A 23,362-nucleotide genomic window follows, 5' to 3' on the forward strand; every position below is an offset into this window, starting at 1 on the left:
ATGAATACATAAGTCAGCTTTCCATTATGCCTACCAGTGATAAACAAAGGTTATCACTGGTAGTCGCACTTATTATTTTCTCATAAACCTTGGCAACCGATTTTTGGAGGCTTGATTGGCGTTAGCAAATTGTACGCCTGCGTGGTGGCGCAAACGGTATAGGGCTTGGTAGCACAGGGGTACCAAGAATAAACTGGTGAGAGTGGAAAAAAGTAAGCCGCCAATAATCGCGATGGCCATGGGGGCATAGGCTGGGCCACCGCCGCCCACTTGTGTGTCGCCTAAGGCCAAAGGTAATAATCCTAATACGGTGGTGGAAACGGTCATGAGTACAGGCCGCAAACGCGTGACACACACTTTGGCAATAGCACTTGAGAGGGAGTCGAGTGAGGGGCGGTGTTGATTGATTTGATCCACTAGTACGATGCCATTATTCACCACTATGCCCATTAAAATGAGAATGCCAATCATGGGCATCATAGACAGTGGCGTATCGGTGAGCATTAAGGCCCAAAACACCCCAGTGATGGAAAAAATAATGGCGTTAATAATGGCTGTGGGTAACAGCAGTGACTCAAAGAGTGCTGCCATAACAATATAAATCATGGCGATAGCCAATAACATATTGGTGAGCATGATGTTTTTCTCTTCATCTTGCCGCTCAAATCCGCCGGTTAATGAATAACGATAACCGGGCGGAAAGCCAATGGTGTCCATGATCTCGATGATCTGGCTTTGTGCGTCTTGCAGCGATAAATCATCGAGATTGGCGCCTATGGTTAAGGCTGTTTGCCTATCATAGTGGCGAATACTGTCAAATCTAGGCTGGATTTTAATTTGGCTTAGACTATCTAAATCATAGACTTGTTGGTTTATTCTGAGTATGGGTAAGGCTTTTAATTGTGATAACGACAATTGATTGGAGGAGAGGCGCAGGTTTATGCGAAGTTCACCATTTGGCGCGTGACGGAACGAGCGCAGCATTTGCCCACGAAGCGCGGTGGCAATATCGTGGGCGACACGCTCAAGGCTTAAACCGAGTCGCGCGATAAGCTGCCGATCAATAGTAATGAGGACTTCTTGTTGGGCATTATTGACCTCTGAGCGTACATCACTTAAGCCTTCAATACGCGATAATAAGGGGACGACTTGCTCACTGAGTTGCATTAACTTTTCGGTGGACCGTCCGGTTAATGACACTCGTAATCCTTGATTTTGGTTGCCCCATCCAAATTGAGGGTCGGCCTGAGTGAAGGCAGGGAAATCTTTGCGAATGCGATTTTTCAATTCATTAATGCTGATCGGTAAATCAGGTGTTAATAATAAGGTTGATTGGGCGGTGTCGGGAGCATAGTAGCTGTAGATTGTATCGATATGAAAGGTGTCTTTGTGCTCATATAGATAGGCTTCCATGCGATCCACCATAGCTCGTGTGACATCAAGATGATGGCGTCCTTCCACATTATAATTAAGAAATAAGCGCTCAGTGCCTTGATTGTCATCTTGATCTTGTTTAACAAACTGCATCGGAATCGCGGTTGAGGCTAATAATAGCAGTGCGATAAGGCCACCTGTTTTAGGATAAGCCAATAAGCGACTTAGCCAAGTTTGGTATGTGTGGGCGAGGCGGGAGGGACCGCTTACTTTTTTCGGCGTAAAGTGGACAGTATTTAACATTAATGGAATGAGTGTTTTGGCGATCAGCAAGGAGCTGCCCAATGCAATACAGATGGCGATGGCGACGTGTTCTAAAAACAAGGTGATTTCGACTTTTTCGCCGACAATATTGGGTAAAAAAACAATGGCGGTGGTCAAAGTGCCTGCCAGTACGGCGAGGGAGACGTTATCGACGCCCTTAATTAAGGCCTGTGTTTGAAGCTGGCTGGATGTCACCTGTTGTTTTTCTTGTAAAATACTTTCGGTGATCACCACGGCATTATCGATGAGCATGCCCACAGCGAGTAACAATCCCATCATAGAGAGAATGTTAAGGCTATAGCCGAGCAAATACATAATGGCGAGTGTGATTGCAATGGCAATAGGCACTGAGCTGACGACAATGAGGGTGATTTTGAGATCCCGCAAGAAAACGTACAGCACCATAAAAGACAGCAGGGCACCGATGAGACCAGCGGTAAGCAGATCGGATAAGGAAGATTTTACGCCATCGGCTTGATCTTCCATAATATAGACTTTAATACCATCAAATTCATTGTTTTGCTGGGTTTGTTCAATTACCTTAAAAACGCTTTCTGAGACGGCAACAAGGTTGGCACCTGAGGCTTTAAAGACATCCAGTCCAATGGCAAATTGCCTGCCTAATAATCGCCCCTCAGTGGGTTCGGGCAGCTGATAACTCACGTTAGCAATATCCCCTAAGGTGATGTAAGGCGTAATGGGCAATCTGGCAATATCATTGAGGCTATGATATTCACCTTGAGGAGAGAGTTGATAGACTTTTTCTTGCGTGCGTATTGCCCCCGCATTTAGGACAAAGTTTTCTTGCTGTAGTCGCTGAGTGAGTGCCGTGATACTGACGCCACTGGCGCTGAGTTTTTTGGCATCGACTTGAATGCGGATCTGTTTTTTATCGACACCGTAAAGGGTGACCTTTGAGACGCCTTCAATGCGCTCTAAGGGTTTTTTTAATTGGTTCTCAAGTAAATCATAGGCACCTGATAAGGCATGCTGACTCGAGAGTCGAATATTGATTAACGGCAGATCGGAGGTTGAGAATTGCCGAATAAAAATGCGTTCCACATCCTTTGGCAACAAGTGCCTTACGGCATCGATTTTCTCGCGAGCCTCTAAACTTTTTGTGGCGATATCTTCTCCCCATTTCATGATGAGCTCGATTTCAGCGCCATCTTGATTTGACGTTGAGTTAAGCTCTTCGATGCCTGTTAAGGTTGCAAGGGAGCCTTCTAATACACGCGTGATCTCTCGCTCTACTTCGCTGGGAGTGGAGCCTTTATAGGGCACTTCGATAATCACTTGGGGAATATCAATGCCGGGCAATAACTCCAATGGCAGCAATTTAGTGGCGGCTAATCCAAATAATAAGGTGGCAATGAAGAATAAGCTGGTGGTCACTGGCCGTTTTAAGGCAATTTTTGTCAGGCTCATCATGCTTCCCCCTTTTGCGATGCTAGAGGGGCATTAGCCTGAGTGTTAATGGTGTCCTCGGTCGAGAATTGCTTGCGGTCAAAGACGCTGTACAGCACCGGAAGTACAATGAGGGTCAGCAGTGTTGATAAAGCCAAACCAAAAATGACACTGATGGCCATAGGGGCACGCACTTCGCTACCGTCACCTATCCCTATTGCCATGGGTAACAGGCCTAAGGTGGTGGTTAGTGTGGTCATTAATATGGGACGAAGACGGGACTGCGCCGCTTGAAGGACGGCTTGGGATTTCGCTAAGCCGTCACCTCGCAGCTGATTAATTCTATCAATGAGTACAATGGCATTGTTAACCACAATACCGGCTAACATGATGAGACCAATAAAGACCACCACGCTAAGTGGCGTGCTGGTGAGGTACAAGCCAAGAATACTGCCCGCCAATGCCATTGGGATCGTGACTAAAATAAACAGTGGATGCACTAATGATTCAAATTGACTGGCCATGACGAGATAAACCAAAATAATCGCCAGTAACAACGCCATTTTTAATGAGGTGAATGAAGTTTGCATTTCTTCGTTTTGACCGCCAAATCTTAGCTGAATGGCGTTAGGTAAAGGCTGGGTTGAAATGAGCTTTTGTGCCTGTTCGACGGCTTGATTTAAGTTGCCGTAGGCAATATTGGCACTGACTAACGCAATACGTTGCTGGTGAAGGCGATTGATGGCAGACGGACCTAATGTTAAAGACACATCCGCCACGGCGCTTAAGGTAATGGGGCGCTCGCTGTCTGGGTTAATGATCATACTGTCAATATCGCTGATACTATTACGTTCCTTGAGGTGACTGCGCACGAGAATGTCGACTTTTCTGTCTTGAATAGTGTATTGGCTGGCAAACGTACCGCCTATTCGCTGGGCAATTCGCGTAGCGACTGTGGGGGCATCCATATTGAGCGCGGCAAGTCTTGCATGATCAAAACGAATGCTGAGCTCGGGTTGGCCTGAACGCAGGCTGGTGCGGACATCGACAAAGCGTTTATTCTGGCTTAGCACATCGACCATGCGTTGGGATACTTGGGTTAACTGTTTTATGTCATAACCACTGAGTTCGATTTCAAGGGGCGTGTTAAAACTGAATAAGCTGGGTTGTTCAATCTTGAGTTCAACCGATGGAATATGCATGGCGGCTTGACGTAGGTGTTGTGACACCACAGTGAGGCCTTGCTTATGGGTTAATTTTACGTGTAATCGACCCCAGTTTTCACCCCCTTGTTCGACATTGGAGGTCATCAGTCCGCTACTGCCTGCTTGACTGAAAACCTGTTTGACCTCAGGAAGTGAGTCGATGGATGCTGCCAATTGTTGTAATACGTTATCGGTTTGATGTACACGGCTGCCTGGTGGCAAGAGAATATCGGCATAAAAGTTGCCTTGATCCATAGTGGGAATGAGCTCCATGCCGAGTTTTGGCAGTAATGATGCCGCTGCGATAGACAGGCTTAAGGCAATGACGAGTGAGGTCAATTTTCGATGCAGTGCCGCCTTGAGTGTGATCCCATAATAATGATTAACCTTGTTATAGAGTGCGTCAAATAGGCTTAAAAAGGGCTTAAATAGGCATTTTGCTAACCAAGTGATGGCTCGAACGAAGATTAAGCCTGCCGTCATCAATGCAAAAGGCAGCTTGCGGCAGATAAGGTTCAAGGGAAAAGTGAGCCATTTGTACCAGCTTGATTGTCCATGTTGAGAAGATGTTGTTTGGGGAGCATTAGCCTGTTTGTTTTGTATCGTCTCTGTGTTTGCTTGCCAGCCTTTTCTTGAGGCGAGCATGGGGATGGTGGTTAAGGCAACGACTAAAGAGGCGATTAAGGCAAAGGTGACCGTGAGGGCTTGATCGGAAAAGAGGGCGCCCGCCACACCATCGACAAAGATCAGTGGAATGAATACAGCCAGCGTGGTTAAGGTTGATGCAAAAATAGCCCCTGAGACTTGTTTTGTGCCTGTGATGGCCGCTTGGGTTTTACTCATGCCTTCAGCCTGGCAGCGGTTAATATTTTCCAGCACCACAATGGCATTATCCACTAATAAACCGACGGCAAGTGCAATGCCCCCCAGTGACATCATGTTTAAGCTGATGTCACTAAAATACATCATATTAAAGGTGGCAATGACAGAAAAAGGAATGGCAATAGAAATGATTAAGGTTGGAATAATGTCTTTTAAGAAAAAATAGATCACTAACATGGCTAATACGCTGCCGATTAATGCAGTGTTAATGACTTCATCGATGGCTTGTGAAATAAAGTCGGATTGATCGAAGATGATCTCAAGCGATGCATCGGGATAAATAGTTTGTAGGCGGCTTAATTGTGCTTTTATCCGCTGGGCGGCGGCCACAGTGTTCGCATCACCTTCTTTATAAATGGCCAGTTCAATGGATTCTTGACCGCTGATGCGGGTCATATCGCTACGCTCTTTGTGGGCATCCATAATGTTTGCCACTTCAAACAGCCGAATAAGCTGAGGACCCTTACGGTAAATGATGATCTGCCCGAGTTCATCTAAAGAATTAAATTGATTGAGCGTGCGAACTAAATATTCTTTATCCCCTTGCAGGACTTTACCAGCAGAGAGGTTAATGTTTTCTTGTTCGATACGGTTTTTAATATCATTGGCATTGAGCTGCAGCTGACTGAGTTTATGTTGATCTAATTGAATATGCACTTCTTGCTCTAAGCCACCGGAGAGCTTTACTGACGCTATCCCCTTGATGGACTCCAGTTCTCGTTTTAATTCGTCGCTAGCATAAGTGCGTATTTGTTTAAGTTGCGCTTCACTGGCATTAGGCGTCGACAGCGCCAGTCGCATAATGGGATCGAGATTGGGGTTAAATCTGAGCAACAAAGGTTTATTGATATCAAGGGGTAAATTAATGGCTTCTAATTTTTCTCTAATGGCTAAACTGGCCATGTTCATGTCTGTCCCCCATTCAAATTCCAGTACCACATCGGATAAACCAGAGCGAGAGATAGAACTTATCTGTCTAAGGCCTTTGACGATACCAACGGCTTCTTCTATGGGTTTGGAGATCAGTTGCTCAACTTCAACGGGCGCTGCGCCGTCATACAGTGTACGAATAGTGACACTGGGATAGCTTAAATCCGGCAATAATTTAACGGCAAGTCTGGAAAATCCCACCATACCAAATAACATAATCGCCAGCATGAACATCCAGACACTGACAGGCCGCTTTACCGCAGTTTGAATAATAGACATGTCAATAATCCTTATTGATGGCTTGACGCTAAGGTTAACGGATTAATGATTTCAACAAGAGATTGATCTTTTAAATTGTGCAGTCCATGGGTGACGACATTGTCTCCCAGTTCAATACCTGAGATGATTTCAATGGTGTTATCTTCTTTGTATCCGATAGATACCGATTTTTTTTGCACTTTATTGTCATTGACCACGTAAATGGAATACTGGTTATCTTGATCTATGATGGCTTGTGCAGGGACAGTAATGACATTTTTGTGGGTGTCGTAACGAATTTCCACGCGGGTAAACATCCCCGCTTTGAGCTGTGCATTATGGTTCGGGATCGTTAATGTCACTTTAAAAGTGCCACTTTGGGGATCTATGATGGGGCTGATGAGAAAGACGTTGGCATTCAGGGCGACATCCTTTTGATGACTGGTATAGATTTTTGCCGTCTGCCCTAAACGTAAAAAGGGAAGCTGTGCTTCGGGTAGGTGTAAAATAGCGTGAAGCTTTTCTTGGTTAACCACATAAAAAAGTTCATCAAACTCTTGTGCCATATTGCCCGCTTTAACGGTGCGTTTAGCCACAATGCCTTTAATAGGCGAGCGAATTTTGCTTTCGGTCACTTGAAGCTGAGCCTCATCGCGCTTGGCACGGGCGGAGAGTAATTTGTATTCTAATTTTGCCATGGAATCGGCGCTCACAAATTGCTTATTCTCGATTTGCTTTAAGCGTTGTAGTTCTTGTTCAATGATTTGGGCTTCAGCTTGTAAATGGGCGAGGGAGAATTCTTGTCTTTTGGCATCAATTACCGCCATGACTTGTCCTTGAGCCACACTGTCACCTTCTTCTACCTTAAGCGCAGTGATCATTCCGGCAAGACGGGTAACCACTTTGGCTTCTTCAGGTGCTTCTAAAATCGCCGTGGTGTTATAAAAGGAGGATACATCGCCTTGTTTAGCGACATGGGTTTTGACGGGAACGGCATATTCGGGTTCTGCTTGAGACGTTTCTGTCTTACTACAGGCGCTTAAAAATGTGACAAATAAACAAGCCAATAGTGTATGGCGGCGAACAGGGTGGTTCATGCTGATATCCTTAACGATGTTATTCTTCTTCATTGCTTTATTCCCTAAAGCATGTATCGTGCCAACTTTTATTATTGTTTTAATTCAGATGTTTACGATTTTTATTGTCATGATTGTTATTTTTCAATGACTTTATGTAGTTAAATTGTTTAACTTGTGGTGAGTTTGACGAAAGTCAGTCAAATTAGTTCACTTGCTGAGTGATAAAAATGAGGGTAAAAAGCTGAAAAAGGCTTTGAGGTCAATAAAAAAGGCGCTAATTGCGCCTTTTATGAGTCAATCGTCTATAAAGGGAGGATTAACGTTTATCTGCTGGAATAAAATCGCGTACATCTTCGCCGGTATAAAGCTGGCGAGGACGGCTAATTTTATGACCCGGTTGATCAAGCATTTCTTTCCAGTGTGTGATCCAACCGACAGTACGCGCAAGGGCGAACATCACAGTGAACATGCTGGTTGGAATACCGATGGCTTTCATGATGATCCCTGAGTAGAAGTCAACATTCGGGTATAATTTCTTAGACACGAAATACTCATCTTCAAGGGCGATACGCTCAAGTTCCATGGCGACATCTAACAAAGGATCGTCTACATTCAGTTCAGCCAGTACTTCATGACAGGTTTCACGCATGACTTTTGCACGTGGATCAAAGTTTTTATAAACACGATGACCAAAGCCCATCAAACGGAATGAATCGTCTTTGTCTTTCGCACGGGCGATGAACTCAGGAATGCGATCAACACTGCCGATTTCTTCTAGCATGTTAAGACAAGCTTCGTTCGCGCCACCATGTGCAGGTCCCCAAAGTGAGGCAATACCTGCGGCAATACATGCAAATGGATTGGCACCTGATGATCCAGCTAAACGGACCGTTGATGTGGATGCGTTTTGTTCGTGATCGGCATGCAGGATAAAGATACGATCCATTGCACGTTCTACAATGGGATTCACTTTATAATCTTCAGTGGGGACAGCAAACATCATGCTTAGGAAGTTACCAGCATAGCTTAAATCGCTACGTGGGTAGATGAATGGCTGACCAACAGAATATTTATAACACATTGCTGCAATCGTCGGCATCTTAGAGACTAAACGCAATACGGCTGTTTCACGATCTTGTTCATCGTTAACATCAAGTGAGTCTTGGAAAAACGCTGATAATGCACCGGTAACACCACATAGCATTGCCATAGGGTGAGCAGAACGACGGAAGCCTTTAAAAAAGGCGACTAATTGCTCATCCACAAGCGTGTGTTGTTTAATCGTTTGTACGAACGTTGCATACTGTTCTTTAGTGGGTAACTCTCCATAAAGCAACAGGTAACACAAATCTAAATAATCAGAATCCATGGCTAACTGATCAATTGGGTATCCGCGATGTAGCAGTATACCTTGATTGCCATCTATGTAAGTGATTGCTGATTCACATGAGGCTGTTGCTAGAAACCCTGGATCGAAGGTAAAGTGACCTTTACTACCTAGTTTACTGATATCAATAACGTCAAATCCGGCTGTCCCTTTTTTGATAGGCAGCTCGATTGATTCGTTTCCTGGTAGTTCCAATTTGGCTATATTTTCAGCCATACCCCATTCTCCTTACTTCATATCTTATTTGAGTGCGGCTTATTAAGCGCTCAATACTCTACAGCGGATCGTGATCACATTTCAATTCAAATAAGCGTTTAAATTTTTTTTAACATAATTAAATTGGCTTGAAGCCCCTGTATATAAAGGGTTTCGTGCATTTTTTAAAGAAAAAAACTAAATTTGCATAATGTGACGTTTGTATTTGACATTAGCCGCGAGTATACTTGGCTCGGCTCATTTAGAGCCACAAACATATTCGTTGAGAAATCACTTTTTCCTTGTTAATGAGTAGCTTCTAAAGCGTAAAATGTTTGTTTAAACTTTTCTTTTGTGAAATTTTTAACTAAGCTGAATATTAGGTTAATTTTCGAACAAAAGTAGTTCGTATAACAAAAACCAGCTCAATTGAGCAGAGTGAGCAGAACGTGAAAAAGCAAAGACCTGTCCATTTAGATCTGCAGACCATTCGCTTCCCTGCAACTGCGATTGCGTCAATCCTTCACCGTGTATCCGGTGTAATAATGTTGTTTGCCGTTGGCATTCTTATTTGGTTGCTAAATGAATCATTAGCATCACCTGAGAGTTTCGCCAATGTCCAGTCTCTTTTTGATAACGTTTTAGTCAAGTTTGTTATCTGGGGTATTTTAACCGCACTTGGTTACCATCTCATTGTTGGCGTACGCCATCTAGTGATGGACGCTGGGTGTTGGGAAGAATTAGCTTCAGGTCAATTATCGGCTAAAATTGCGATTGCCTTGGCGGTCGTCTTTTCTATCATCGTGGGGGTTTGGGTATGGTAACCAACGCAGCAAGCCTTGGACGCAGCGGTGTCCATGACTTTATTCTTATTCGTGCAAGTGCAATTATTTTAGCCTGTTACACCATTTTTATGGTGGGTTTTGTTGCCTGCAATTCACCCCTCACTTATGACGTATGGCACGGGTTATTCAGTGTTATACCAATGAAAGTGTTTACCATTTTGACGCTGATTGCCGTATTGGTCCATGCCTGGATTGGTATTTGGCAAGTGCTCACAGATTACGTGAAAAACGTGGCCGTTCGTGGCGTACTTCAGTTTGTTTTTGTTATTGCTGCGTTTTCGTATCTTGTCGCAGGCATATTAATTGTGTGGGGTGTATAAGTGAGTATTCCAGTACGCGAATTTGATGCAGTCGTAATTGGTGCTGGCGGCGCAGGCATGCGCGCAGCATTACAGATTTCTAAAGAAGGTAAGAGCTGTGCGCTTTTATCGAAAGTGTTTCCAACGCGTTCTCATACGGTATCGGCTCAAGGAGGGATTACGGTCGCTCTGGGTAATGCCCATGAAGATCACTGGGAACAACACATGTACGATACAGTGAAAGGGTCTGATTTTATTGGCGACCAAGAAGCTATCGAATTCATGTGTAAAACAGGTCCTGAAGCGGTCATTGAATTAGAGCAGATGGGTCTGCCTTTTTCACGTTTCGATAATGGCACAATTTATCAGCGTCCTTTTGGTGGCCAATCAAAAAACTTTGGTGGAGAACAAGCGGCACGGACTGCGGCTGCTGCTGACCGAACGGGTCATGCATTATTACATTGTTTATACCAGCAAAATGTGAAGCATCATACTCAGGTCTTTTCTGAGTGGTATGCGTTAGATTTGGTTAAAAATGAAGATGGCGCCATCGTAGGTTGTACCGCGATTGATATTGAAAGCGGCGAAATCGTTTATTTCAAAGCCAAAGCCACAGTGCTTGCCACTGGCGGTGCCGGTCGTATTTTTGCTTCAACTACCAATGCCCATATTAATACCGGTGACGGTGTTGGGATGGCGATGCGCGCTGGCGTGCAAATGCAAGACATGGAAATGTGGCAGTTCCACCCAACCGGTATTGCGGGCGCAGGAGTGTTAGTGACGGAAGGTTGTCGTGGTGAAGGTGGATACCTGCTCAATAAAGACGGCGAACGTTTCATGGAGCGTTATGCACCCAATGCAAAAGATTTAGCTTCTCGTGATGTGGTTGCCCGTTCTATGATGACAGAAATTCGTGAAGGTCGTGGTTTAGATGGTCCTTTAGGTCCACATTTATTGCTTAAGTTAGATCATTTAGGTAAAGAAACCCTTGAGGCGCGTCTGCCTGGTGTGTGTGAATTATCCCGCACCTTTGCCCATATCGATCCTGCTGATGGTCCAATTCCTGTTCTGCCGACATGTCACTACATGATGGGTGGCCTGCCCGCTAAAGTCAGTGGTCAAGTGATCCGTAAAAATGGTGATGGCAGCGAAAGTGATGTTGTCGGTTTATTTGCTGTCGGTGAAATTGCTTGTGTATCAGTGCATGGTGCGAACCGCCTCGGTGGAAACTCATTGCTTGATTTAGTGGTCTTTGGCCGCGCTGCAGGTCAACATTTAGGTAAAGCTCTTGATGAAACTGCTGAGCCGAAAGATGCAACTGATGCTGATATTGCTAAATCCCTTGAGCGTATGAACCGTTGGGAAAATAACAAAGAAGGTGAAGATCCTGCTCAAATTCGTAAGGATCTTCAACTTTGTATGCAATTAAACTTCTCAGTATTTAGAAGTGGTGATGCGATGGCGGAAGGCTTAAAAGAACTTAAAGCCATTCGTGCGCGCCTGCAGAATGCTAAATTGTCCGATAACTCTACAGAATTTAATACTCAACGTATTGAATGTTTAGAATTGGATAATTTAATGGCGACGGCGATTGCTACGGCTTATGCGGCTAATTTCCGCACCGAGAGTCGTGGTGCTCATTCACGTGAAGATTACCTTGAACGTGATGATGAGAACTGGTTATGCCACAGTCTCTTTAATCCTGAAACGGAAGAGATGGATCGCCGCGCCGTGAACATGGAGCCTAAGCTTCGTGATGCATTCCCACCAATTAAACGTACCTACTAGTAGGAGTTGTTGAGATGAAATTGGATATTGCCGTTTATCGCTATAATCCAGATGTAGATACTAAGCCTTATATGAAGGATTATACGTTAGAAGTGGCTGAAGGTACTGATATGATGGTACTGGATATGTTACTTCAACTCAAAGAGCAAGACCCAAGTTTGGTGTTGCGTCGTTCTTGCCGTGAGGGTGTGTGTGGCTCTGATGGTGTGAACATGAATGGTAAGAATGGTTTAGCGTGTATTACGCCAATTTCGACCTTTAAAGGGAAGAAAATAGAAATCAGACCTTTACCTGGTATGCCGGTTATTCGCGATCTTGTTGTTGATTTAACGCAATTTTATACTCAGTATGAAAAAATTAAGCCGTATTTGATCAATGATGAGAAAGCCCCTGCTCGTGAGCATTTACAGTCACCTGCAGAGCGCGAGCATTTAGATGGATTATATGAGTGCATTATGTGTGCTTGTTGCTCGACAGCGTGTCCTTCTTTCTGGTGGAACCCTGATAAGTTTATCGGCCCAAGTGGGCTGTTGCACGCTTATCGTTTCTTGATTGATAGTCGTGATACTGCTACTGAAGAGCGTCTTTCTGAGCTAGATGATGCCTATAGTGTCTTTAGGTGTCATGGCATTATGAACTGTGTGGATGTGTGCCCTAAAGGCTTGAATCCAACGAAAGCCATTGGACATATTAAGTCCATGTTGCTTAATCGAGCAGTTTAAGTGCCTGAAGTCGGGTTAATGGGAACCATTAGCCCGATGAGGAGTCACAGAGTGCTTGTGGCTCTTTTTGCTTGACTAGAGTATGACAAGGTGCCGTAAATATCCATTGTTTGGAGCGGCAAAGAGTGCACTGTACGATGTATTATTGTTGTTCGTGCATATTGACAATTTTGGCTAAACACGTGTATCAAGTTTGTAAGGAATAGAAATGCACCAAGGCATCATGAAAGCCTGGCTCGAGTCATCTCACCTGAATGGGGCTAACTCGACCTATGTAGAACAGATGTATGAAGCCTATCAAGAAGACCCTCAGTCAATTCCAGAAGATTGGCAGACGGTGTTTGATAATCTCCCTTATGTGAATGGTAATTCTGCTGAAGTACCTGAAGCGGTTCACTCTAAAGTTCGAGACTATTTTCGCAGCCTCGCATTAGAAGGACATCACAAGAGCTCTGCTCGAGTGAGCGATCCTGATGTTGATGCTAAACAAGTCAAAGTCCTGCAACTTATTAATGCTTATCGATTTCGTGGTCATCAAAGTGCAAACTTAGATCCCCTCGGCTTATGGGATCGCGATAAAGTATCTGAATTGGATCCGAGTTTTCATGGCTTAGACAGCGATGACATGCAACGTGAATTTCATACTGGTTCTTTTGCGCACGGTGGCGATACGTTAAAGCTGATTGATCTCGTCAACGCACTCAAGTCCACTTATGGTGGGTCTATTGGTGCTGAGTATATGCATATTACGGATACTGACGAAAAACGTTGGATCCAGCAGCGTCTTGAGCCTTCATTGGGTCGAGGCCAATATACCACTGATGATAAGAAACGTGTGCTAGAAGGCTTGAACGCTGCTGAAGGGTTAGAGAAATACCTTGGCGCCAAATTCCCAGGCGCAAAGCGTTTTTCACTCGAAGGGGGTGATGCACTTGTCCCTATGATGAGAGAAATCATTTACCGCGCGGGTGATGCTGGCACGAAAGAAGTGGTTATTGGTATGGCTCACCGCGGACGCCTAAATGTATTGGTGAACGTGCTGGGTAAAAAGCCCTCTGAGCTTTTCGATGAATTTGCGGGTAAACACGAGAGTAACAATGGCTCTGGTGATGTGAAATACCATCAAGGCTTCTCATCAGACTTTGAAACCCCCGGCGGTAATGTGCATTTAGCACTCGCCTTTAACCCATCACATCTTGAAATTGTTAATCCTGTGGTCATCGGCTCTGTGAGAGCACGTCTTGACAGACGTGGTTGTGATACGGGTTTGCAAGTCTTGCCAATTACCATTCATGGTGATTCAGCCATTACAGGCCAAGGGATAGTGCAAGAGACATTTAACATGTCTCAAACTCGTGGTTTTAAGGTGGGCGGTAGCATTCGCATTGTGGTGAATAACCAAGTGGGCTTCACAACCTCTAATCGTGAAGATGTGCGCTCAACTGAGTACTGCACCGATATCGCGAAAATGGTTCAAGCGCCGATTTTCCACGTGAATGCAGACGATCCAGAAGCGGTGGCTTTTGTGTCTCAACTGGCTGTTGATTATCGTAACGAATTTAAACGTGATGTGGTCATTGATTTAGTGTGTTATCGCCGTCATGGTCATAACGAAGCGGATGAGCCGAGTGCGACTCAACCATTGATGTACGCCAAAATCAAGAAACACCCTACACCTCGTAAAATTTATGCTGAACGTTTGATTGCAGAGCAAACTTTGGCCAGTGATGATGTCACTGCCATGGTGAATCATTACCGTGATGCACTCGATCAAGGTAATTGTGTCGTTAAAGAACGACGTGCAACGACGCAACACTCAGGTGACTGGGGACCATATATTGGCGCTGAGTGGCATGATAATTACACAGGCGAAATGCCAATGGCGCGCCTGAAGCACTTAGCGGATAAAATTAGCTATGTGCCTGAATCACACAAGTTACAATCTCGTGTGGCCAAGATCTATAAAGATCGCTTATTGATGGCACAAGGTGAAAAACCCCTTGATTGGGGGTTTGCTGAAACCTTAGCTTATGCGTCTATTTTAGAAGATAACAAACGGATTCGGATCACTGGACAAGATTCCGGTCGTGGTACTTTCTTCCATCGTCATGCGGTGTTACATAATCAAAATGATGCGACGGCTTATTTACCTCTGCGTAACATCAGTGAAGAGCAAGGCCCCATTGATATTACCGACTCTGTGTTATCTGAAGCGTCAGTACTTGCCTTTGAATATGGTTATGCTACCGCTGAGCCGAGTGGCTTAACCCTTTGGGAAGCCCAATTTGGTGATTTTGCTAACTGTGCTCAAGTGGTGATTGATCAATTCTTGTCATCGGGTGAGCAAAAGTGGGGACGCTTATGTGGTCTCACTATGTTGCTGCCTCATGGCTATGAAGGTCAAGGTCCTGAGCATTCGAGTGCCCGTTTAGAGCGTTTTTTACAGTTATGTGCTAACCATAATATGCAAGTGTGTATTCCATCGACACCTGCTCAGGTTTACCACATGCTTCGCCGTCAAGTGGTGCGTCCTATGCGCCGTCCTTTGGTGGTGATGTCACCGAAATCACTGCTTCGTCATCCATTAGCGGTGTCAAGTATGGAAGAGCTTGCCGAAGGCACGTTTAAGAATGTGATTGGTGAAATCGATAGCTTGGATGCCAGTAACGTCGATCGCGTCGTGTTTTGTAGTGGTAAAGTGTATTTTGAACTACTGGAAAAACGTCGTAAAAACAATATTGATAATGTTGCCCTTATTCGCGTTGAACAGTTATACCCGTTCCCACGTGAAGAAGCGTTAGCCGCGTTAAGCGATTATAGCCATGTGACCGATTTTGTTTGGTGTCAAGAAGAGCCACAAAACCAAGGTGCTTGGTATTGCAGTCAGCATCACTTCCGTGGGGTTATCCCTACTGGAGCCGAGCTGAGTTATGCGGGTCGTGATGCATCTGCCGCACCTGCTTGTGGTTATCCGGCTTTGCATGCAGAGCAACAAGAATCTTTGATTAATAGCGCATTAAAACTCTAGTAATAGACATATTTTAAAAGGATAGTGATCCATGAGTATCGACATTAAGGTACCCGTACTACCAGAATCTGTTGCTGATGCAACAATTGCCACTTGGCATGTTCAAGCCGGTGAGCAAGTGTCTCGCGATCAAAATTTGGTTGATATTGAAACCGATAAAGTAGTGTTAGAAGTGGTTGCCCCTGAAGATGGGCACATTGTAGAGTTTTTAGCTGAAGAAGGTGACACCGTTCTTGGTGAAGCGTTAATTGCTAAATTTGTCGCCGGTGCGACAGCAGGCCAAGAAGTCACGAAAGCGGAAGCGGAAGCGGCTGTACCTGCACCAGAAGCGACAGATGAAAGCAGTGATGCATTAAGCCCCTCTGTACGTCGTTTAATTGCTGAGCATAATGTCGATGCCAGCAAGCTTAAAGGCACTGGGGTGGGTGGACGAATAACAAAAGACGATGTTGAGTCTTTTGTTAAAGCACAAGCTAAACCTGCAGCAGCCCCTGTTGCGGTTGCGCCATTAGCTGAGCGTAGCGAAAAACGTGTGCCGATGACACGTTTGCGTAAAACGATTGCAACGCGGTTATTAGAAGCGAAGAATTCAACGGCCATGTTAACGACATTCAATGAAGTTAATATGAAGCCCATCATGGATATTCGTAAGCAATATCAAGAAGTGTTTGAAAAGCGTCATGGTATTCGTTTGGGCTTTATGTCTTTCTACATAAAGGCTGTTACTGAAGCGCTGAAACGTTTCCCAGATGTGAATGCCTCTATCGATGGTGATGATATCGTTTATCATAACTATTTTGACGTGAGCATCGCGGTTTCAACCCCTCGTGGTCTTGTGACGCCTGTATTGCGTGACACTGATACCATGAACTTGGCTGAAATTGAAAAAGCCGTACGTGAACTGGCCATTAAAGGTCGTGATGGCAAGCTGTCGGTTGCCGATATGACAGGCGGTAACTTTACCGTGACTAATGGTGGTGTGTTCGGCTCATTGATGTCAACACCTATCCTGAACCTACCGCAAAGTGCTATTCTTGGCATGCATGCCATTAAAGATCGCCCTATGGCGGTGAATGGTCAAGTTGAAATCTTGCCCATGATGTACCTCGCATTATCTTATGACCACCGTATTGTTGATGGTCGTGAGTCTGTTGGCTTCTTGGTTGCGATTAAAGACTTCCTTGAAGATCCAACACGTCTGTTGCTTGACTTGTAAGTTTAAGTTCAGACAGTACCCTCGTGGCAGGCTCGACTGGGCCTGCTAAACATTGAAAAGTAGTATACGGATAGATCATCATGAATTTGCATGAGTATCAGGCAAAATCTTTATTTGCCGAATATGGTTTACCAGTGTCAGAAGGTTTTGCATGTGATACAGCTCAAGAAGCTGTTGAAGCGGCAGGCCATATTGGCGGTGATATGTGGGTTGTTAAGTGTCAAGTACACGCAGGCGGCCGTGGTAAAGCAGGTGGCGTCAAAGTCACTGGCGATAAAGACGAAATTAGAGCATTTGCTGAACATTGGTTAGGTAAGAATCTTGTTACTTATCAAACTGATGAGAAAGGCCAGCCTGTCGCTAAGATTTTAGTTGAAAGCTGTACTGACATTGCAAATGAATTATACCTAGGTGCCGTTGTAGACCGTGCGACTCGTCGTGTTGTGTTCATGGCATCAACAGAAGGTGGTGTTGAAATTGAAACTGTGGCTGAAGAAACGCCAGAGCTGATCCATAAAGCCATCATCGATCCTTTAGCAGGTCCTCAGCCTTATCAAGCGCGTGATCTTGGCTTCAAATTGGGTTTGAACCCAACGCAAATGAAGCAGTTCACTAAGGTGTTCATGGGTCTTGCTAAAATGTTTGAAGATCATGATTTTGCACTGCTTGAAATCAACCCTCTGGTTATTACTGATGAAGGTAATATTCATTGTTTAGACGGCAAAATTGGTATCGATGGCAATGCATTATTCCGTCAACCTAAAATCCGTGAAATGCATGATCCTTCACAAGATGATGCACGTGAAGCCCATGCGGCTAAATTTGAACTTAATTATGTTGCATTAGACGGTAATGTTGGCTGCATGGTTAACGGTGCCGGTCTTGCTATGGGGACGATGGATATCGTTAACCTTCACGGTGGCAAGCCAGCAAACTTCTTAGATGTGGGCGGCGGGGCGACGAAAGAGCGTGTTGCTGAAGCATTTAAAATTATTCTTTCTGATGATAATGTTAAAGCCGTTCTTGTGAATATCTTTGGTGGTATCGTTCGTTGTGACATGATTGCTGAAGGTATCATTGGTGCAGTAAAAGAAGTGGGTGTTGAAGTGCCTGTTGTTGTTCGTCTTGAAGGGACGAATGCCGATCTTGGCCGTGAAGTATTGGCTAATTCCGATCTTGATATCATCGCTGCTACAAGTCTAACTGACGCGGCTGAGCAAGTTGTTAAAGCTGCGGAGGGCAAATAATGTCTGTCTTAATTAACAAAGATACTAAAGTTATCTGTCAAGGTTTTACTGGCGGTCAAGGTACTTTCCATTCTGAGCAAGCTATCGATTACGGTACTCAAATGGTCGGTGGTGTGTCTCCAGGAAAAGGCGGTCAAGTGCATTTAGGGCTTCCCGTTTTTAATACTGTCAAAGATGCTGTTGCGCAAACGGGTGCGACTGCCTCTGTTATCTACGTGCCTGCACCTTTCTGTAAAGATGCGATTCTAGAAGCAATTGACGGTGGCATCGAGCTTATCGTTTGTATTACTGAAGGGATCCCAACGTTAGATATGCTTCAAGTTAAAGTAAAACTTGAAGAAACTGGCGTTCGCATGATTGGTCCTAACTGCCCAGGTGTTATCACGCCTGGTGAATGTAAAATTGGGATCATGCCAGGTCACATCCACAAGCCTGGTAAAGTGGGTATTGTTTCTCGCTCGGGTACATTAACGTACGAAGCGGTTAAGCAAACCACTGATGAAGGTTTCGGTCAATCAACGTGTGTGGGTATCGGTGGCGATCCTATTCCTGGCACTAACTTCATCGACGTATTGGAAATGTTCCAAAACGATCCACAAACTGAAGCCATTGTTATGATTGGTGAAATTGGTGGTACTGCTGAAGAAGAAGCAGCAGAATACATCAAAGCTAACGTGACTAAGCCTGTTGTGTCTTACATTGCGGGTGTAACCGCACCTGAAGGTAAGCGTATGGGTCATGCTGGTGCCATTATTGCTGGCGGTAAAGGGACGGCAGAAGATAAGTTTGCTGCGCTTGAAGCTGCAGGTGTAACCACAGTGCGTTCACTGGCTGATATCGGCAGTGCATTGCGGACTAAAACAGGCTGGTAATATTTGATTGATGGTCAGCCATCATTAAAGGTATTATCTGCATGAATAAAAAAGCGCCTTTTGGCGCTTTTTTTATGTGTAGTATATTTTAAATCTAATATGATTGTTTTTTATTATCAAAATACTAACATCAAAATAAAGAACTTATATCAATAAAGCTATTTTGTTATGGTAGGGATAAGTGAATAAACATTGAGGCTTAAATGAAAAGGACAGCAATATTAGGGCTATTGATTTTTTGTTCTTCTTTTGTGCATGCTGAGGCGAAATTGGGTGCTCGTGAAGTATTATTGGATAATGATAAAGTACAGATCATTAGGCTGACTTATCCCCCAGGAACGGAGTCAGGTATGCATACCCATGATTTCCCCCATCGAGCTGTTTATTTTGTGAAAGGGGGGAAATTACGATTACTCTCTGATAATAATGAGAGTCAGCGACATGTAATCAATATTCCTGACGGTAAAGCATTTTTTATGCCTAAAGTGGCACATAATGTTATTAACATTGGGGAGACAGAAGTGATTATCATAGAGACTGAGATAAAAAACTAAATTTATTGTTTTTGATACAGCTTGTTCGTGCTTTTGTTATTATAGAAGATCGTTTATTTAGCCAAGATTTGAGAGTATTCCATGGAAAAAACAACGAATAGTGTGTCTAAAACAGTGGTGATCACTGGCGCCAATCGAGGGATTGGTTTAGCCATGGTGGCGATTTATGCGCTTCAAGATTATCAAGTTATCGCCCTTTGTCGGCAATCCTCCCCTAAATTAGCCTCGCTAGCACATCATAATGTTGAGATTGTGGAGGGTGTTGATGTGTCCACTGAAGCGGGCATAGAAACAATGTTGTCGGCCATGAATGGCCGCACTGTTGATATTTTAATTAATAATGCGGGTATTTTGCGTGATGAAAGCCTTCAAAACTTGAATTTGCAAACCATCAAGGATCAATTTCAAATCAATGCAGTTGCTCCTTTACGTGTGACTCATGCTCTGCTTAATTACCTGACATCAGGCAGTAAAATTGCCTTAATCACATCAAGAATGGGCTCAATTGCTGATAATGGCTCGGGTGGTCGATATGGTTATCGCATGTCCAAGGCGGCATTGAATGCGGCGGGTGTATCTCTGGCAAAAGATTTAGCGACTGATAACATTGCGGTGGGAATTTATCATCCAGGTTACGTGCAAACTGATATGGTGAACTTTAATGGGGATATCAGTAGTGACATTGCAGCATCAAGGATTGTTAATCTGATAAAGACGCTGACTTTAGAAGAGTCTGGCGTCTTTAAGCATTCAAATGGCGATATTTTACCGTGGTGATCTCCTTTTAATAGAAGAATAGATTTTATAAAAAAGTATGCAATATATCGCATACTTTTTTATTGAACTTACGCTATCATTCTAATGAATAAGCTTTTTTATTTATTTTAATGTATTTTAAAAAATAGCTTACTAACCTTTACTTTTTGTTTTTTTACATTAATAATAATTAATAAGTATTTACTCTAATTTGATTGTTCTTTACTCTTGGTAACATAGTTAACATATAAAGGGGTAAATTTAACATTATTGGTTAGCAAGACCTTTTTAAGGTAATGCATTGTTTTTTCTAGGTATATAATAAAAATAAATTATAATAATAACTTTCTATCCATAGAACTCTTTCATTATAAGATTGTTTTTTAATAATAACTTTAAGTTGTTGATATCCTCGATTTATTCAAATTAAACTCTTAGAGTTTATTGCGTTGGTCTGCTTTAATAACGATGTTATATTTTTCTACAGTTCATTCTGTGTAGCCTCCTTATGTGTTTTTTTAAGTCAATATTTTCATTGAGGGTGCTATGTTTATTACAGAACGCGATATTCCCATTATTTCAACTGTTGGAAATAATCGAAAAAATTCCATTCATTCAAATGTCTTAATGCTAATGAGTTCAATAATACTTTTTGTTTTATTGGTGTTTGTGTCTAAACAGTCTTCAGCTGATCCCATTGGAAAATTAGTCCGTGGTGAAGGAAGTGATGGAGGGTATCTATTTGCTACTTCAACCGAAGGGCTATATCAGAAGGTGCCTAAGCTATTTGGCGCTAATGTCCCTTCATTAATGATGATTGAAGATCCTTCACCGATGAAACCAGATGGTGCTCAGTTTCGTTCTCCTACAGAGTTTGAAGTTAAGGATATTATTGAAACCTTGCAACGTATGGGGGTTAATTTGGTGAGGACCTATCCACCTTCAATTGCGCAGGGTGGCTTTTCAGATTATATGCATAGTAACGATTACGGCCATCTCACTGGATTTGATGAGAATAAACAAGGGGCCGAGGCGATCACCTTTGATAGAGCCAACCTGTCTTCACTTAAGAGAACGTTACACTTATTAGAACAATCGGGGATCCAAGTGGTGATCCCTATGATCGATTATTGGTGTTATTGGGGCGGGATCCAAAATTTTGTTGATTTGGTTGACCATACACCTAAAACTGAAAGTAATCGCTGTTATATCAATCATAAGCCTAATTTAGATAAGGCTAAGGTGAAACAGTTTTTAACCAATGAAAAGTACATCAGTGCTTACAAAAGTTACGTTTTAGCGTTAATTTCGGAGTTGGGACAGTTCAAAAATATTATTTGGGAAACAGGTAATGAGCTCGGTGCTGAGGCGCGGTATAATACTAATGTTGTTTGGCGCAAAGCAGAAGAAGCCGACTTTACTGCAGAGCAGAAAGCGCTGTCGATAAACCTCGATAGTTGGACTAAGAACATTGCCGCTTTTATCAAAAAACATGATCCCAACCACCTCTTGATGGATGGTCGTTTCGGCGTCAGTAAACAAAGTATATTGGATGATAATATTGATATCTTGTCCAATCACTATTATCAATTTTGGGGAATGGATAGGTTATATGAGTATGACTTAAATAAAATCTCGGCAGTCGTTAATGAAGAAATTAATAAAGGAAGAGAAGCTTATAAGAAACCCTACTTTGCAGGTGAGTTTCTTTGTGATGGTGCTTGTACTTATGACTTTATGGATAGATTCCAACAAGAGTCAGATGAAGGGGTAACGGCATTTGCTGCTTTTTGGAGTTTAAGAGGCCATGCGGATCAGGGACGTAATGCTGATACTGCGTTTAAAGATACAGGGCGAACAGGGCTGTATACCCATTTTGAAGAAAATGGATATTCTGCCTATCACTATCCTGGTTCTGATGTTAATAATAACCCAAAAGAAAGTACGACCCAAAGAGAGATCATGCAACGCTTTTCAGAAGCGGCGGTACAATTTTCGGGCATGAAGCGCGACGATTCTTTAGCTAAGGTGCAACGAATTGATTTAGTGGAAACCTCAGCAGGGACTAAACTTATTTGGTCTGGAGTCGCGGGCGCTGAAGGGTATTGTGTCTATAAAGACGGGCAACTCGTTCAGAATGTAAAATTTATCGCCCCAGATGGTAAACAGTTTTCAGGGCTAGATGTGACGGATAAAACGGGTTACAGTGTCACGGCTTATAAGCCGCTTTCTGGAGGGTGTCATGGTACTCCAGATGTGCCAGAGAAAAATATTTTTATTTACTGGGATAAGGCCAGTATTGGTTCGCTATCGATAGACGGTCAAGTGGGGAGCGGTGTTTTTTCACAAACGGCTCAACTTTTTGATGGTACTGTTCCTTTAGCGACACAAGTTCAATATCGTTGTTTTACTTTGGATGTTCAAGGCAATGCTCATGATCAATCTTGTAACGTTATTGGTCATGGTCAATTTAGCCTCGAACAATTAAACGAGAAAGTCAAAGTGGTAGTTGAAGCGTTCAGTGATGAGCACCAGTTAGTACAAAAAATTGAGGCTAATTTACCTTCGGTTCAACCTACACCGACACCGGAACCGATATTAGGCAGTGCATTTCATTGTCCAAAGGGTATTTCTCAGGGAAATAGTTTATTAGACAGTGAAAATAATCCTAAATTTGATGGTGGTAACACTTGGCCTTATTATTTAGCCAATAGTGATAATATTGCTAATGCAGATGTGCCGTTTGGTACTGTGAAGGCTGAAATAGACTCGAGTAGCCCAAGCTACCATAAAGCCCTTTGCCGTTATCCTGAAGGGACTCGCCAAGCGGCGGGCAGAATACAAGGTTGTCAGGCAATGAATATGGGATTCTCTGAGCAAGATGGTTGTCAAATGAGGCCATAAATTGAGGAGATAACCAAATGGTCGTTTGCATACAGAAAAGGTAAACGTCATTGAAAGAATAAAGCCTCATAGGACATTCACTTATGAGGC

15 protein-coding genes are annotated in these 23,362 nt (G+C 43.5%); 11 read left to right on the forward strand and 4 right to left on the reverse strand.

From position 1 onward, the window contains the following. Positions 1-72: 72 nt before the first annotated feature. The 4 genes from Q0779_RS03970 to Q0779_RS03985 form a co-directional block, all read right to left on the reverse strand. Positions 73-3,126 carry an efflux RND transporter permease subunit gene (locus Q0779_RS03970; RefSeq protein WP_298769843.1) on the reverse strand — a complete coding sequence of 1,018 codons (3,054 nt, stop codon included), beginning with the start codon at positions 3,124-3,126 and terminating at the stop codon, positions 73-75. Then, complete coding sequence (locus tag Q0779_RS03975) at positions 3,126-6,401, reverse strand: efflux RND transporter permease subunit (RefSeq protein WP_298769743.1); 3,276 nt, start codon at positions 6,399-6,401, stop codon at positions 3,126-3,128. The genes Q0779_RS03970 and Q0779_RS03975 overlap by 1 nt, the downstream gene beginning before the upstream one ends. Before the next feature lie 11 nt (positions 6,402-6,412). Beyond that, on the reverse strand, positions 6,413-7,477 hold the full coding sequence (locus Q0779_RS03980) for an efflux RND transporter periplasmic adaptor subunit (RefSeq protein ID WP_298769845.1): 1,065 nt from the start codon (positions 7,475-7,477) through the stop codon (positions 6,413-6,415). A gap of 298 nt (positions 7,478-7,775) precedes the next feature. Continuing rightward, on the reverse strand, positions 7,776-9,062 hold the full coding sequence (locus tag Q0779_RS03985; protein ID WP_298769745.1) for a citrate synthase: 1,287 nt from the start codon (positions 9,060-9,062) through the stop codon (positions 7,776-7,778). Between the two features lie 407 nt (positions 9,063-9,469). Here Q0779_RS03985 and sdhC point away from each other — a divergent pair, with 407 nt between their 5' ends. The 11 genes from sdhC to Q0779_RS04040 all read left to right on the forward strand — a co-directional run bounded on the left by sdhC (position 9,470) and on the right by Q0779_RS04040 (position 23,272). Beyond that, positions 9,470-9,865, forward strand: coding sequence for a succinate dehydrogenase cytochrome b556 subunit (gene sdhC / locus Q0779_RS03990; RefSeq protein WP_298769847.1), 396 nt, complete (start codon positions 9,470-9,472; stop codon positions 9,863-9,865). Beyond that, positions 9,859-10,206: a succinate dehydrogenase, hydrophobic membrane anchor protein gene (sdhD, locus tag Q0779_RS03995; RefSeq protein WP_298769747.1), complete on the forward strand. Its 348-nt coding sequence runs from the start codon at positions 9,859-9,861 to the stop codon at positions 10,204-10,206. The genes sdhC and sdhD overlap by 7 nt, the downstream gene beginning before the upstream one ends. Further along, a complete protein-coding gene (gene sdhA, locus Q0779_RS04000; RefSeq protein WP_298769749.1) occupies positions 10,207-11,973 on the forward strand; it encodes a succinate dehydrogenase flavoprotein subunit in 1,767 nt (588 codons plus the stop codon). 14 nt (positions 11,974-11,987) lie between these two features. Beyond that, positions 11,988-12,695, forward strand: coding sequence for a succinate dehydrogenase iron-sulfur subunit (locus Q0779_RS04005; RefSeq protein ID WP_298769751.1), 708 nt, complete (start codon positions 11,988-11,990; stop codon positions 12,693-12,695). A gap of 208 nt (positions 12,696-12,903) precedes the next feature. Next, complete coding sequence (gene sucA / locus Q0779_RS04010) at positions 12,904-15,723, forward strand: 2-oxoglutarate dehydrogenase E1 component (protein WP_298769752.1); 2,820 nt, start codon at positions 12,904-12,906, stop codon at positions 15,721-15,723. A gap of 31 nt (positions 15,724-15,754) precedes the next feature. Beyond that, positions 15,755-16,939, forward strand: coding sequence for a 2-oxoglutarate dehydrogenase complex dihydrolipoyllysine-residue succinyltransferase (gene odhB, locus Q0779_RS04015; RefSeq protein WP_298769754.1), 1,185 nt, complete (start codon positions 15,755-15,757; stop codon positions 16,937-16,939). A gap of 80 nt (positions 16,940-17,019) precedes the next feature. Next, a complete protein-coding gene (gene sucC / locus Q0779_RS04020) occupies positions 17,020-18,186 on the forward strand; it encodes an ADP-forming succinate--CoA ligase subunit beta (RefSeq protein ID WP_298769758.1) in 1,167 nt (388 codons plus the stop codon). Then, complete coding sequence (sucD, locus tag Q0779_RS04025; RefSeq protein WP_298769760.1) at positions 18,186-19,058, forward strand: succinate--CoA ligase subunit alpha; 873 nt, start codon at positions 18,186-18,188, stop codon at positions 19,056-19,058. The genes sucC and sucD overlap by 1 nt, the downstream gene beginning before the upstream one ends. A 203-nt stretch (positions 19,059-19,261) precedes the next feature. After that, positions 19,262-19,612: a hypothetical protein gene (locus tag Q0779_RS04030; protein WP_298769764.1), complete on the forward strand. Its 351-nt coding sequence runs from the start codon at positions 19,262-19,264 to the stop codon at positions 19,610-19,612. An 81-nt stretch (positions 19,613-19,693) separates the two neighbouring features. Further along, positions 19,694-20,389, forward strand: a complete 696-nt coding sequence (locus Q0779_RS04035; protein WP_298769766.1) for an SDR family oxidoreductase — start codon at positions 19,694-19,696, stop codon at positions 20,387-20,389. Positions 20,390-20,914: 525 nt separating this feature from the next. Next, the gene (locus Q0779_RS04040) at positions 20,915-23,272 is read left to right on the forward strand and encodes a cellulase family glycosylhydrolase (RefSeq protein WP_298769768.1); all 2,358 of its coding nucleotides are present in this window, start codon (positions 20,915-20,917) and stop codon (positions 23,270-23,272) included. Positions 23,273-23,362 lie beyond the last annotated feature (90 nt).

Origin of the sequence: uncultured Shewanella sp., assembly GCF_947491715.1 — a bacterium.
Lineage (GTDB): Bacteria > Pseudomonadota > Gammaproteobacteria > Enterobacterales > Shewanellaceae > Shewanella.

Excerpts from the sequence above, each read along its gene's own strand:
- sucC (WP_298769758.1), top strand. The coding sequence starts at position 17,020 with ATGAATTTGCATGAGTATCAGGCAAAATCTTTATTTGCCGAATATGGT.
- Q0779_RS03975 (WP_298769743.1), bottom strand. The coding sequence starts at position 6,401 with ATGTCTATTATTCAAACTGCGGTAAAGCGGCCTGTCAGTGTCTGGATG.
- odhB (WP_298769754.1), top strand. The coding sequence starts at position 15,755 with ATGAGTATCGACATTAAGGTACCCGTACTACCAGAATCTGTTGCTGAT.
- Q0779_RS04030 (WP_298769764.1), top strand. The coding sequence starts at position 19,262 with ATGAAAAGGACAGCAATATTAGGGCTATTGATTTTTTGTTCTTCTTTT.
- sdhD (WP_298769747.1), top strand. The coding sequence starts at position 9,859 with ATGGTAACCAACGCAGCAAGCCTTGGACGCAGCGGTGTCCATGACTTT.
- Q0779_RS03980 (WP_298769845.1), bottom strand. The coding sequence starts at position 7,477 with ATGAACCACCCTGTTCGCCGCCATACACTATTGGCTTGTTTATTTGTC.
- Q0779_RS04035 (WP_298769766.1), top strand. The coding sequence starts at position 19,694 with ATGGAAAAAACAACGAATAGTGTGTCTAAAACAGTGGTGATCACTGGC.
- Q0779_RS04040 (WP_298769768.1), top strand. The coding sequence starts at position 20,915 with ATGTTTATTACAGAACGCGATATTCCCATTATTTCAACTGTTGGAAAT.
- sucA (WP_298769752.1), top strand. The coding sequence starts at position 12,904 with ATGCACCAAGGCATCATGAAAGCCTGGCTCGAGTCATCTCACCTGAAT.
- sucD (WP_298769760.1), top strand. The coding sequence starts at position 18,186 with ATGTCTGTCTTAATTAACAAAGATACTAAAGTTATCTGTCAAGGTTTT.
- Q0779_RS03985 (WP_298769745.1), bottom strand. The coding sequence starts at position 9,062 with ATGGCTGAAAATATAGCCAAATTGGAACTACCAGGAAACGAATCAATC.
- Q0779_RS04005 (WP_298769751.1), top strand. The coding sequence starts at position 11,988 with ATGAAATTGGATATTGCCGTTTATCGCTATAATCCAGATGTAGATACT.
- Q0779_RS03970 (WP_298769843.1), bottom strand. The coding sequence starts at position 3,126 with ATGAGCCTGACAAAAATTGCCTTAAAACGGCCAGTGACCACCAGCTTA.